Source organism: Microbulbifer maximicatervae (SeqCode) (assembly GCF_052467825.1).
In genome coordinates, this window is sequence record NZ_CP174327.1 from 2,645,794 (window position 1) to 2,658,727 (window position 12,934).

14 protein-coding genes are annotated in these 12,934 nt (G+C 42.0%); 6 read left to right on the forward strand and 8 right to left on the reverse strand.

Going from position 1 to position 12,934, the window contains the following annotated elements; genetic code table 11:
• Positions 1 to 255 precede the first annotated feature (255 nt).
• Positions 256 to 1,200: an alpha/beta fold hydrolase gene (locus ACJJII_RS11685; RefSeq protein WP_444894958.1), complete on the reverse strand. Its 945-nt coding sequence runs from the start codon at positions 1,198 to 1,200 to the stop codon at positions 256 to 258.
• Positions 1,201 to 1,370: 170 nt separating this feature from the next.
• On the opposite strand from ACJJII_RS11685, the gene ACJJII_RS11690 reads away from it, so the two are divergent.
• The gene (locus tag ACJJII_RS11690; RefSeq protein WP_413664679.1) at positions 1,371 to 2,099 is read left to right on the forward strand and encodes a helix-turn-helix transcriptional regulator; all 729 of its coding nucleotides are present in this window, start codon (positions 1,371 to 1,373) and stop codon (positions 2,097 to 2,099) included.
• Positions 2,100 to 2,220: 121 nt separating this feature from the next.
• Here ACJJII_RS11690 and csrA read toward each other — a convergent pair whose 3' ends face one another.
• Complete coding sequence (gene csrA / locus ACJJII_RS11695; protein WP_444916308.1) at positions 2,221 to 2,400, reverse strand: carbon storage regulator CsrA; 180 nt, start codon at positions 2,398 to 2,400, stop codon at positions 2,221 to 2,223.
• Between the two features lie 874 nt (positions 2,401 to 3,274).
• Here csrA and ACJJII_RS11700 point away from each other — a divergent pair.
• The 4 genes from ACJJII_RS11700 to ACJJII_RS11715 all read left to right on the forward strand — a co-directional run bounded on the left by ACJJII_RS11700 (position 3,275) and on the right by ACJJII_RS11715 (position 5,916).
• Positions 3,275 to 3,772, forward strand: coding sequence for an SMI1/KNR4 family protein (locus ACJJII_RS11700; protein ID WP_444916309.1), 498 nt, complete (start codon positions 3,275 to 3,277; stop codon positions 3,770 to 3,772).
• Between the two features lie 432 nt (positions 3,773 to 4,204).
• Positions 4,205 to 4,432, forward strand: a complete 228-nt coding sequence (locus ACJJII_RS11705; RefSeq protein ID WP_413664682.1) for a hypothetical protein — start codon at positions 4,205 to 4,207, stop codon at positions 4,430 to 4,432.
• Between the two features lie 43 nt (positions 4,433 to 4,475).
• On the forward strand, positions 4,476 to 4,724 hold the full coding sequence (locus tag ACJJII_RS11710) for a hypothetical protein (RefSeq protein WP_444916310.1): 249 nt from the start codon (positions 4,476 to 4,478) through the stop codon (positions 4,722 to 4,724).
• Between the two features lie 514 nt (positions 4,725 to 5,238).
• A complete protein-coding gene (locus tag ACJJII_RS11715; protein ID WP_444916311.1) occupies positions 5,239 to 5,916 on the forward strand; it encodes a DUF7822 domain-containing protein in 678 nt (225 codons plus the stop codon).
• Positions 5,917 to 6,178: 262 nt separating this feature from the next.
• Here the strand turns inward: ACJJII_RS11715 and ACJJII_RS11720 are convergent, their stop codons facing one another.
• The 4 genes from ACJJII_RS11720 to ACJJII_RS11735 all read right to left on the reverse strand — a co-directional run bounded on the left by ACJJII_RS11720 (position 6,179) and on the right by ACJJII_RS11735 (position 10,396).
• On the reverse strand, positions 6,179 to 6,916 hold the full coding sequence (locus ACJJII_RS11720) for a LytR/AlgR family response regulator transcription factor (RefSeq protein ID WP_444916312.1): 738 nt from the start codon (positions 6,914 to 6,916) through the stop codon (positions 6,179 to 6,181).
• Positions 6,913 to 7,944, reverse strand: a complete 1,032-nt coding sequence (locus tag ACJJII_RS11725; protein ID WP_444916313.1) for a sensor histidine kinase — start codon at positions 7,942 to 7,944, stop codon at positions 6,913 to 6,915. The genes ACJJII_RS11720 and ACJJII_RS11725 overlap by 4 nt, the downstream gene beginning before the upstream one ends.
• Before the next feature lie 151 nt (positions 7,945 to 8,095).
• Entirely contained in the window at positions 8,096 to 9,472 is a 1,377-nt protein-coding gene (locus ACJJII_RS11730) for an amidohydrolase family protein (RefSeq protein WP_444916314.1), read from the reverse strand.
• A 618-nt stretch (positions 9,473 to 10,090) separates the two neighbouring features.
• Complete coding sequence (locus tag ACJJII_RS11735) at positions 10,091 to 10,396, reverse strand: hypothetical protein (protein WP_444916315.1); 306 nt, start codon at positions 10,394 to 10,396, stop codon at positions 10,091 to 10,093.
• Between the two features lie 406 nt (positions 10,397 to 10,802).
• Between ACJJII_RS11735 and ACJJII_RS11740 the strand changes: the two genes are divergently transcribed.
• Entirely contained in the window at positions 10,803 to 11,732 is a 930-nt protein-coding gene (locus ACJJII_RS11740) for a hypothetical protein (protein ID WP_444916316.1), read from the forward strand.
• Between the two features lie 109 nt (positions 11,733 to 11,841).
• Here ACJJII_RS11740 and ACJJII_RS11745 read toward each other — a convergent pair whose 3' ends face one another.
• Together ACJJII_RS11745 and ACJJII_RS11750 are read right to left on the reverse strand one after the other, a co-directional pair.
• Positions 11,842 to 12,273 carry a GFA family protein gene (locus tag ACJJII_RS11745; RefSeq protein ID WP_444916317.1) on the reverse strand — a complete coding sequence of 144 codons (432 nt, stop codon included), beginning with the start codon at positions 12,271 to 12,273 and terminating at the stop codon, positions 11,842 to 11,844.
• A 474-nt stretch (positions 12,274 to 12,747) separates the two neighbouring features.
• A complete protein-coding gene (locus tag ACJJII_RS11750) occupies positions 12,748 to 12,915 on the reverse strand; it encodes a hypothetical protein (protein ID WP_444916318.1) in 168 nt (55 codons plus the stop codon).
• Between the last annotated feature and the right edge of the window lie 19 nt (positions 12,916 to 12,934).

Here is a 12,934-nt window from a genome sequence, read left to right on the forward strand (position 1 = left end):
TACATACTTAAGCGATGATTGTCAGCCAAATTTAGCGGTGAGGAACATCTCGGCAGCAAAGCCAATTTATCAGTATCTGATGAGTTGTATCGAGATATATAGTGTTGAGCAGTGGCCTCATGAAGTAGCATGTCTCGCTTATATGCACATGCTATCCCCAGATGGCCACTTTACAGTGGGTATCCTACCGTGAACGCCTTCTTTGCGGGATTCTGTGTGGATAATCAGAAAGGGAATTTTCTAGAGTAATGGATACTAAGTAGCGGATTGTTGTTCCAGCCAGTTTAAAATCACTTGATTGGTTTCTTCCGGTCTTTCCTGTTGAATCCAATGGCCGCAATTAAGGTTCACCTCATCTACATTGGGAACGAAATCTTTGATATCTGGAGACCTAGGTATCAAATCATGATCGCCGTAAATCATGAGGGTCGGCTTTTGGATAACTGGGTCTACATCTGCCAAGATATGCCAATTGCGATCCAGGTTTCTATACCAATTTATGCTACTTGTAAAACCCGTTTTTTCAAATGCGGAAAAGAATACAGCCAGTTCACTATCATTCAGCAAGGGGGCACCAAGCGGTGATACTGCTCTCGCGAGATTGATCATTACCATACCAGGCTCCGGCGGTGTAGGAGGTACGTCTTTGCGGAGCAAATTACGAAGGAACTGGGAAGCGTTCTTGTCCAACACTGCGTCCGCAACACCTGGCTGCCTGTTGAAGTGCACAAAATAATAATCGCTCCCAAGGAATTCCTCCATAAACTCGATCCAAGGTTTTTCTGTTCGGGCTTGATAGGGCAGTGCGAGGTTTATAATTTTATTTACGCGGTTTGGGTGTAATAGCGCTATTCCCCAAACGACCATTGCACCCCAATCATGACCGATGAAGGTGGCATCTTGGTATCCGTAGTGATCCAGAAGTGCAGCTAGATCGCCGGTTAATTGTTCGATGTCATAGCTGGTTACTTCCGTTGGGCAGGATGAGTTGCCATAGCCTCGCTGATTGGGAACGATAACGTGGTAGCCCGCTGCGGCGAGAGCGGGTATTTGGTGGCGCCAGGAAAAGGCATGTTCCGGCCATCCGTGGCAAAGCACAACGGGGTTTCCTGTGTTCTGCTGGCCCGCTTCAAAGACCTCCAGCTCTATGCCATTCACTGAGATAATAGTAGGTGTGGGGAAATCGGGTATTCTAGACAATTTACTTCCTCTTTTTTGGGGAGGCCTTGAGAGGTGCTGTTTACCAGCAGGCTCCACTTTCTATCCTTAGGGGTTGTTCCAACTTCAACATCCCTTTGCTGGATCGTGAGTGCATAGGCTAGAATCTAATAGTGCCAAAAACTGTCACCATTTATTAATATCTGTGTAAAATGAATGTACGTCTCCGACAAGACGCCATAGTGCGAAGCCTTCGCCGAAAGGGCACTTTGACGATTGCCGATTTAGCCGCTGAAGTTGGCGCATCCAGGCGCACAGTGCTGCGTGATATCAGCTCGTTGCGGGATGAGGGCTTTGTTATCCGTTCTGAACCTGGCCCTGGGGGCGGCCTGCAACTTGATCCGCAATCGGTTCAAACTACAGCTCGGCTCTCGGTCGCTGAGATTTTTGCGCTGCTTATTAGCGTTGCATCCGTGCGTGCAGCAGGGAGTTTGCCCTTTTCGGATCTTGCGGATGCCGGGCTGGCAAAAATAGAGAAGGCTTTACCCGTTGATAAGGTGCGTGATTTACGTAGGTTTATGGATTGCCTGTACATCGGCAAGCTTTCACCGGAGGTAGACGTATCTAATGTCGGAGAGATGTCGCCCTTACTACTGCCTACATTTGAAACGGCTTTTCTTCAGCGACTATACCTGAGCTTCCAATATCGTGATGCGAAAGGGGCAGTAACTAGCCGGGTTGTTGAACCGCAAGCTATGTTGATCTTACCACCCGTATGGTATCTGGTAGCTTGGGACCCTGCTCGCAATGACTTTCGTCATTTTCGAATGGATCGGATTAGCCAACCTGAATACCTTTTGGATAAGAAATTTCGAAGACGACATATAGTCTTCGAAGATGGCGTATCTCCTATTCGTGATAATCCCAAAGTTTCAAGATGATTGGGTTCTTGGCGGTAAGTATGATCGCTCTCGCGAAAGGCCAATAATTGGTGGCAGTGTAACCCATTAGCTAACTCGACTCTGCCCCCAATAATTGGTCCAGGTTTTCCACTCACAGATTTTACTTGCCTATCTTCTGTTCCCTCTGGATACGGTTATAAATTTCTTCACGATGAACTGCCAAAGATTTGGGGGCCTTTATTCCTACTTGTACTTGATTGCCTTTAACGCTCAATACAGTGATTGAGACATTAGCCCCAATTCTGAGGTTTTGGCCAATTCGGCGAGTCAAAATCAACATATGTTATTCCCTAATGATACTCAAACCATGGGTAGCCTTTCCGCAATGGGAAAGCTGTGAAAGAAAGTTGAAGAGTGAATGCGGGGTGGGGCACGGGAACGGTAGGCATAAAAGTAGAAAAGACAGACACAACGCTGCCAGAACCTGAGTAATTGCCTCAAGTTACTGAATGTGCTCCACTTTATTGAAGACGAGCGGGTTTCTAGCGTATCATCCATACAGCCATCTTGATAGGTCGTTTATCAATTTGGTTAGCTGGCCCCTGGTGTTGGTAGCACCTTGGGTCAGCGACTTTTACTTACTTTTATGTCACGCTACCGTTCTCCTTTGAGGGAATAGGCAAGTTATAAAGTTCTTCAGTATTTTGAGTTCGACTTTTTCACAAATAACGCTGCTCAGCAGCGAACAAAATATCGAGAAATATTCACTTACCTTACGCAGTTTTGTTACTGAAAACAATCTGAATAAATTCCAATAAGATCATTTCTGCGCCTATCTTTTTAGCTGTATTTTCAACTTTAAAATATGTTAGCTGCTGTTGGAGTTTGATACTGTTGGGCCATAGTTGATCTAGATTAAATTGGCTAAATTAAATTAAATCACTGGTATACATCGCAAATATCTCTTTTGATTCTTGTAAGTAAGTAGGTGCTTTAGTTCAAGGGTGGTTTGTATTTTTCTATTTTATTTGCGGGGCTCTTATCGCAGTAATTATGGCTGCGAATTTAGATTAACGAAATGGCACAAAGTGAAGTAATCTCACTCTTCGTTAGGTTACAGTGCAGCAGGATGTGGAGTGGGTACTTCAGCTGTTGAGTTAAAAGTTATAATCTAGACAGAATTGAAACTTATCAATATTTAAAATATAGACGGTATGAGTACGCAAGATATAGAAAGTCGACTTCTGGGCATCAAACAACAACTTAAGCGGCTGAGTGGTTTGGATAAGGATTGTTCTCTCTTTGGTGCAGAGCGCTGGAACTATAACTTCCGTCGGTTTTCGGAGGAAGAAATTAACGGTATCGAGAAGAAATACAACATTTCTTTACCGCAGGAGTTTCGGGCCTTTCTTCTTGAGATTGGTTTTGGGGCTGGGCATTCTTATGGTGCTAACGTAGAGGGTCTTCCGCACTATTACCAGGATGACGAAGATGAATATCCGATGTCAGCAGGCACCATTGATATTGCAGAAATAGGCTGTGGTATTGAATTTATGTTAGTTATTAACGGTGCTCATAGGGGAGAGGTATGGGTTACTCAGAGTTACCGTGAGCCACAGCCTTGGTCTAGTAGCTATCTTAACTGGTATGAAGACTGGCTGGCTAAAAGCCTAGAGAGCTTAGAGGTACCGCAAAACCCTCCTAAAGGCTGACTACCCAAGCATTCCCCAAATACTCCTGGTAGCTAGCAGGATACACATTGTTCTACGACAACCCCTCTGCTTCTCCCTTGCATTGAGTTGAGCGGTGTAGCCTATGTACTACTCACCGGTGCTCCCTCACCTTAAGCCTTGATAATCATTTTTTAATCAAAAAATAGATCGCTGATCGTTTCTTATACAGTCTATGGCTTGTCCCAGCACTTATACGACTGGGTTGCCAATACACAGGAAGTGTATATCTGCGGCTATGGCGTAAACGGTGATTACCCTCGTACCAAACTCCTTGATAACACTGGTAATTTCGCGTGCAGAAGGGCGATATGGGCGGAGTGGGCTCTGGACTGGCGGCAATAGTGACTTGACAGTTCCTGAACCTCTTACCGTATACTGTATGCATGTACAGTATCTTGAGTGGAGGTAGCAATGGGAGCCAGAAGTATCACTATTGACGGGGAGCCGATCCGGATCTGCCGTTACCGATCGGGTTATAACAACCGGCCAATGTACGCTATCTGTATCCTTAACTATACAAAATACGTACGCAGCTTTTCGGTATCAGTAGAGATGAATCTACGCGAGGAGTTAGAACTGACCCTGGCGCAAATGCGAGGAGTTGAGCGAAGTATAAATTGGATGGAAGTATCAGCTTAGGAATGTAAGGACTTAAGCTGTTTTTATGGATAAGGAGCAAATTATGGGAAGAAAAATCAATCGGTTCGCAATTTTTGCAGAGCGGGTTCATTTAATGAATGGCGGTGCAAAAAGCTTTAGGGATTCTGCACCCACAGAGGAATCCGCAAAGGAACTGGCAGAAGAAATTGCTAAATCTGAAAAAGCGCTGTTTTATTCCTGGTTACAAATTCTCGATATAATGACCGGAAGTTATACAGAATACTCAATCAAGAAGGGTGGGGTATTGGAAGAAAGGGAGTGCCCCGAATAATAGGAGCCTGGTAACTAAGGTAGACTTAATGAACGAAGACAGAGGGTAGAAAAAGTAAGTAATAGTTACATGTATAGCGTGAGTAATTTAAAGTTCAGGTTAAGGCAGGTTGTGGTTTGATAATCTACCGAGTGACCAGAGCTATTTACAGGGGTAAAGTTGAATGGCTCTGGCTAAGGCACAGTTAGAAAAACTCCAAGCTGAAATTGATTAAAATCAATTTCTGAAAAATATCATTAAAATAAAGCCCCTTTGTACATAATCAGGCTCAGTAGTGGTAGAGTCTAGTTCTAACAGAAATAGAACGCTGGCGGTCAGTACCTAACTTATCCATCTACTCAATTTACGAATGAACCGATGGTTATTAGCAACTAACTGGATGGTAAGTACACATAGTTAACTTCACTCTCGACTTTCTTAGCCCAGGAAGTTTCAATCCAATAGTTTTCTTAAGCAGAAAAGGCATGACAGCGATAAAGTTGTGCCGTTGGCAGTATTTATAGGGAGCCTCAAAATGGCAAATCGTTCTTATCTTTATAGCCTTAGTAATCAACCTAAATCCTATTCAGACCGCCCCGAGACTATCTCAGGCTTATCTGAATGGCCATATAGTATTCCCTTCACCTACCGTGTACTAATGTCCGGGAATCCCAATCTGTGCGCGTCATTGGTCTCGGATGGCTTTGAGGACGATTTACCTGATGATAAAACTCAACTTTATGCTATTAGTAGTGACTTTGAAGTAGGATTTGAGCGGTTAAAGAAATTTGTTGAAGTTCTGCGAGTTATTAGCAAAGACATTACGGATCTGCCGGATTCAATGCTAAATGAAACGTTAGAATTCCTTCAAGAGCATAAGGATAGGCATCTACTGCTTGAGACTATCGAGCTCGACTGTATGGATGGCTCTGAAGAGTCAGTTCTGCGTGGCTACGTTGAATCCGAAATTATCGCTTGCCGTGAAGCTGGAGCAGCTATTGATGCACTTCCTGAAGACCCAAAGGTATCGGCTGATATTGTAAAGAGTGCGGCAGAAAACAATTCAGAATCTGCTTTAAGTCCATTTTATGGGCTCCAGTTCAATGATAAATTTGACAACGTTGAGAGTGAGCCTCCGGTGGGTTTGTATTGGAGTGATATCCTTTATTACGATTTAGAGAGCAAAAAGGAATTTGAAGAGTCTCTTGAATAATTGAATGTCGAAACTCTTATTTCCACTTAAAGAAATGCTGGGCTAGTTTTAGAGGCTTCTGTGTCTTTCCCAATGTATTGAATTGGTTCAGCACTTTATTTTTTTCGATATGATTTATGATGTTGGGATGATTACTTGATAGTGCTTATGAGGTGGTATCAAGAACGTACTTGCCAGCATTCCATATTAAACTCAGCCCGATTTTCATTTATGGTGTAAGTACGGTCTAATCGTGTAAGAATAAAGAAACAAATAGCGATTTCTAGCTTCCCTGCTCGAATATCATTTTCAATCTATCGGCTCCGGATCGGCTAGATATTAAAGTGGTTTTCTGTTCATCATCAATAATCACTGCCAATTTTCCGTTTAAGTAACGCTGAATTTCCGAGACTCTGTCCAGGTTAATCAGGTAGCTGCGGTGTAGGCGTAGAAATTGATCTGGGTTAAGCTTTTGCTCCAGTTGATCTAGGCCCATTTGTAAGGGTTTGATGCCTTTCACTGTATGAGCAATAATTGAACCTTGTTCAGACTTAATATAAGAAATATCGTTCAGATCAATAAAGGTCATGCGATCATCGCACTTACTTACGAGGCGCTTTAGTGCTATCGAATCACCCCCTACCCGAGTACTGTTATGAATAAGTTTGATTCGCTTCTCCGCTTTTTCGATGGCAGCTTTTAAGCGTTGCAATGGGAAGGGTTTAAGCAAGTAATCGATTGTATCGTGGTTAAAAGCATCAATAGCAAACTTAGAATACGCTGTTGTGAAAATAATATAGGGTTGGTAAGTTAGGGCATCTAGTACATCCAATCCACTAAGATGAGGCATTTCAATGTCCATCAGTAGTAGTTGTGGTTGATGCTCCTCAATCAATGTTAATGCTTCCAGTCCAGATTTTGCTTCTGCAACCAATTCAATAGAGTTAATAGTCGCCAGCTGAGCTTTTAATTTATTCCTTGCCGGTGCTTCATCTTCGGCAATAATGACCCTTAAATTCATACAGACATCTCAACTTTAACGTGGGCACCGCTTTGATTGCTTAGAGTAAGTTTTCCATTTGGTCGTAGCTCAATGCGCTGGCGCAAATTATGAATTCCAGTTCCCTGTGAGTGGATAAAACTAAGAACGCTTTCCTGAAATCCATATCCATTATCTGCGACTTCAATAATTACCTTGTCATTCTTTAAGTAGATACGACATTGAATATGTAAGTTTTCTATTGTACGACAATGTTTGAAGCAATTCTCAAAAATTGGCTGTAATAATAGGGGAGGGATAGAGATATCACTGGCTCTTGGGTCTACCGTAATCTCTACTTTCAAATTATCACCAAAACGTACTTTTTCTATCTCTAAATACTTATTAATCAGTTCAATTTCTTCTTTGATTGTAGTTTCTTCTAGCTCGCCAGTGTCGAGAGAATGTCTCAAAATATCTGCCAGTTTATGTAAAACTTCATCAGCAAGGTTTGGATCGCTATGAATATAGGAGGAGATAGTATTAAGACTGTTAAACATAAAGTGTGGATTTAGCTGATAACGTAATGTTTGTAATTTTGCTTTCTGCATGGCGAGCTTTTGCTCAGAGGCTTTATGGCGGTATTCCAGCATGGCGTAAGAACAGTATAAACAGGTAGCCCACATTAGCCCATTAAAGATAATGCCCAGTCCCATATTCAAACCGCCTTCGACATTAAAGGCGTACTCTATAAACCAGCTAACGCACTGATTGCCGATAGTCATATGGACTACCAGGATCATCCACTCGATTAACAATGAATGATACCCTCTGCGTCTAAGGCGCAATACAATAAGAGCTGTGGACCAGGTGGGTAGCCAATAAAAGAAAACAAACCATATCGGAGCACCAGTGAGAGCATTGCTGACCGAGCTTATATCTCCTGATTCAAAAAAAACAAATACGCAAGCTATATCTAGTAATAGAACGACGACAAATGATTTCGCAAAGAAAGGATGCTTAAGATCTTTTAGTATTGACATAAAATATTGATGAGCAATAGCTATCATAGCTTATTCTGTATTGGTCAATTATATTGGGATTAAATAATATAAGATAGTTTTAATTCAAGCCCGCTTGATATGTTTGCTTATTAGCTAAAGGTGAGTATCAGCACCCATAAATTACAATTTAAATGGGTGCTGACACTATGAAGTTCTTTTATATTCTATGGCCTTTCGTCTCCGATGAAGATTCACAACTAGAACCAATGGGGGGAGTGGCGTAACTCTTCTCGATAAGCTGTTTTCTCTCTACCGCCACACCTGCAAGATAGATCTTTTCTGGGTTTGTAATTGCTTGTATGTTCTCAATAGGATTTTTGTTTAGCAGAATAAAATCAGCTCGTTTTCCCTGGGATATTGACCCTATATTCTCACTTGCATTCAAAGTTTTTGCTGCAACCTGTGTCGTGGCGAGTAAAATTTGCTGATTGGATAGACCCGCCTTGTGCAAGGCTAATATCTCGCTTATTAAGCCCAGTCCGTGTGGCGAGTAGGGGTTGCCGGAGTCAGAGCCAGCGCCAATTTTTATTCCGGCTTTAGCTAGCTTGATCACGTTATTATATGCGATAGATTTTTTCTCCCAGGCTAGTTTTCTACTGGCCGTTGGTGCCTGGACTTCATTAAACAGGCAGCCCTTCATTTTTGGGTGTATAGGTGCCAAGTCTAATTGAGTGATAGATTGATTTTCATGTTCATCAGCCTGATTATGAAGCACTGATAGAGTGGGTATATAGGTAACCTCGTTTTGTAGCATGAGCTTTACAAATTCATTGTCTACTGGTTCAAAGTTAATACCGTGGGCTAAAGCAGTAGCCCCGGCCTTGATTGCTCGTTTCCCATCTTCCAGGGTGGAGACATGAACAAAAAACGGTAAGTCGGCGCTTTGGGAGCGTTTTCCAATCTCTTTGAGTACATCATCTGAGAGCGGGACGACAGTACCATCAAAAGTTTCTATGATGGCTTTGGTCAACTTTGGCTGGTAACTTAAGTGTGCATCCCAGCTCGCACTGATTTGCTCGATACTGTCAATCTCATGAACTTTCACTCCGAATTGGGTACCGTGACCTCTAGGGTTGGTGAAGGCGGGTCCGGAGGCAAATACTAGTGGAGCCAAATCGTTCAACTGGGATATAGATTGCATCATCTCGCTCGACATCAGAAGGTCAGTGACAGCGGTAACGCCATAATAGAGTTGATTGTTTAAGTTGGTTTCTAACGGCAGGTGCTGATAATTCTTATACGTTGACCCAGATGCACTCAAGTGCACATGTAAATCGATTAAGCCCGGTATTGCATATTTACCCTGTGCATCGTGGGTATTCTCGGCAGGTAGGGCTGTCCCGGTCATTGGAGTGATTCTGGCTATGCGGTCATCTTGAATGTAAATACGGCTTTTCTCGCTAAAGCCTTCCGCATCGCTGGTTAATATTTGTACATTGTCGATTCTCAAATCGTAGTTATTCTTTTTGGTTTCGAGGGCGAAGCTATTACTTGAGGCTAATAGTAAACAGGAGGCAATGGCTGTAACTTTCATAAGAGTTTCTTTTCCTATTGAGTTTTGACCTAGCTTATAGCGACAGTAATCTCGGTGTTTAAAAAAGTGACGAATCGACATATTCGTAGACGAACGAACAGTTTAAGTCTGTGAGTGGTATGGCATTGAAGTGAGTTGCGGTGTCTGCTCCTGGCTTCTCAAGGCTAGCCTTGGCTATGGAGGACAGTTCAAAGCGGTCTTTTTATTGATATAAAGGACGGCAGGCTTGTAATTGCTTGTTGTGTTATAAGTTGCCGCATCTTGGGAAATCTGCCAGCTGGCTTTTGCCGCCCCAATTGAGACGATGTCCATATCTTTTACCCGGCCCCATATTTTTGCCATCTTTATGTACGCAAGTAAGTGCAGTGGCCACTCATGAGATTTGCGCGCTGCGTGGAATAGGCATTGGTTACCCCCTATTTGGCTGGCCATTTATGCAGAGTTTGATTCAGCGTTTTATGCGGTATCAATATGGATTGTCTTTGAAGCTGCTACTTTTGTGGGTGCCCAGAATTGTTGGGATAAAGGCTTGAGATGGTAGTAGTACTAGTCAGCTCAACACTAAGCTGGTTTGTAGAGCTTCTATTTTCAATTCTTGAATAATGAGTATTGGTACTATTAAGCCTGTTTACTCACTCTACACCATACATCGTAGAAGCCTACTGATTGCATATAATCTGATATTTCATATTCGAGATCAGGTAACATTTCAAGATTGCCTGCGCTGCTCATTATCTCTATTTCGTTTTCCTGGTCATCATGAATAGAATCAACAACCCACCAAATAAAGAGAGAAAACTCTTCTGCTTCACTAGTGCTATTTACCCCTTCCTTTAGTATTTTAAGTATTGAGTCATCTTTGTATGATTTTGCATAGTAAAGCAGTAAGTCTTCAATGTGAGCATATCTTTTAAATTCAATCATAAATAACCAGCACTTTTTTGATTTTAGTAAAACTATTAATAAAAAATAGACTTATGTAGTTGCTCCCCCATTTGTCTGACGGATAATATGCTCATTCTAGACGCGCGCAAGATAGCTAAGATCTATTGGTGATCATTACCAATGAGCAATGATTTCACACTTTGTGAACTTGCTTCAAGAAATTTTTTGGTTGACAAAGAATCCCCTCAGAATGCTATTTTTTTCACATTTGTTAAGTACCTAGCAATGTGAACGCTACCTTATTTACTCTAAATACGTGAACTATATATGATCAGGTGCAAGATCTGCCCGCATAGGTTTTTGTAGGCTAAAAGCAGTATTCATTGAGGTAATAATTATGTTTACACGGAGGAAGTCTTACAGCTTTCTACTGGTTATAGCTTTTATGAGCTACTTTGTTTCTCCTCCTGCGTGGTCTCATGTACGCTGGTTTGTACAAAACGATGGTAATGCAGTTGAGTTCGAGTGGAATTGGATATATGCGTTAGTTCTTTTGGGGGGCTTTCTATACTGTATGGTGAATAGATCCTTACAGTCGCTTGAAACAGTAGTTGTTCACAGAGTATCTAATAAATTTCCCAACCTCTGGTCCGACATTGGCCGCCACAAAATTTGGCATATCACGTCTGCCTTGATTGGGTTGACCTTTGTTTTTAATTATTTTTCGGGTGTATTACTGGCCCCAAACCTGGAATTCTCTGCCACGCAAAGTCTTGTTAATGAGTTTCAGCTGGTAATTGGTATTGTGTTAATTTTAGATGTTAGCCTAAGAAGCTCCGGGTATCTAATCTTCGCGCTTTTGCTCTCAATAATGGCTACTTACCCATTCTCAATCTGGATTGATTACGGCTTTGAATTTTTAGGTCTTTCACTAGCATTTATATTGTACCAAAAGCCAGATCTTGGACTGCTTGCCTTACGCTGTGGGCTAGGCCTTCAGCTAATGACTCTGGCAGTTCACAATAAGTGGCTCAATCCTCACTTGGGTCTTGAATTTCTACAGCATTATCATTGGAACTTCATGTCTAACCTGGGGTGGCACTCCTTCTCCGATTTGACCTTCGTTTTTTCTGCTGGAATGGCTGAGTTTTGCTTTGGTTTGGTTATCTTGCTGGGGTGGTCAACACGGTTGGCAACTCTTACGGTATTAAGTTTTTTCATTTTGACCGCATCTATTCTCGGTATCCATGAGTTGATAGGGCATTTGCCAATACTTGGGGCTGGAATTCTACTGGTTGTATTTGGTGGAGGTTCTAGATTAAAAGATCTTAGAAGGGATGGGTTTATCTCAATTAGATCCCTAAGTGCCCACTAGGGATACGAATTAAATAACATATGGGCCTGAAAAGTTGGGTGTCCGTAGATTTGATAGGGAGCTTTAGTGTGATTTGAGCACTAGCGCCCCCCAAATCTCTGGTAGCTACCTATTTGTAGTCATTGACTAGCTGCCCATCAGATGATCCCTTGAATTGAGGATGTTCGTCATCAATTTCGTAAAAATCAGATTTTTCGCCGGTGAAAATATGCCCCATAGTTTTCAACCCGGTTGGGCCATCTAGTGATCCTGCAATAATTCCAGTTGCATCAAGATTAAATGGTTCCCAGAATAGGCTCGAGCCACATTGCTGGCAGAAGCCTCTGCGAGCTACGTCTGATGTTTTATACCACGCCAGCCCGTCATCTTTTGTTATCTTAATATTGACTTTGCGGGCCTTTGCATGAGGTCCGAAATTTCCATGTAGTTTTTGACACATACTACAATGGCAGTTAACTACATTGCGTAGTGGTCCTTTAACCTCGTACCGCACAGCTCCACATAAGCAACCACCGGAAGTAATTAAATTGTTACTGTTCATATAATGAGCCTGTAGATGCAAAAATTTACTTAAATTTATAGCTTAAATTAAGTATGCCTTTTTATTTTCAGTAATAATGATTCTTTTAAATGGAAAATGCCATTCTAATTTTATGATATAAATATTGATGGCCTGGATGGCTATTTATTTGTTTATCCTGAATTACAAGAAGATAGTAGCTCCTGATTGTATATATGATGAAGTCAATAGTTAAATTTAAAGTAAGATTGTGTGTTCTAGATTTAATTTATCTGAGGTGATACTTATAGTTTTTACCAGATTCTACATCTCTGGCACATAAAAATACTATCCATACACAGCGGGAGATGCGGTGGTAATAAGGGGTGCCCTCTAGTGAGATTTGAGACTAGATGGAAGGGGCATTGGTTATCCCTATATGTGTGGTTATTTATACAGCATTTGATCCGGTATTTTGTGTGGTGTCAATATGGATGGCGTTTGAAACTACTAATTTTATGGGTGTCCAGAATCGCTGACTGTTTTCTGTCGGCGGAGGGTGACTTCGGTATCAGACCGGTTCAGCGCTTTTTCTTTGTCGATATAAAGTACGGCATAGTAATGGTTGCTGATTACTGCATAGGCAGCGATATCAATAGCGAAGACTGAAGCCAGATCGTGCATCCTAGATTCAATCCATTCG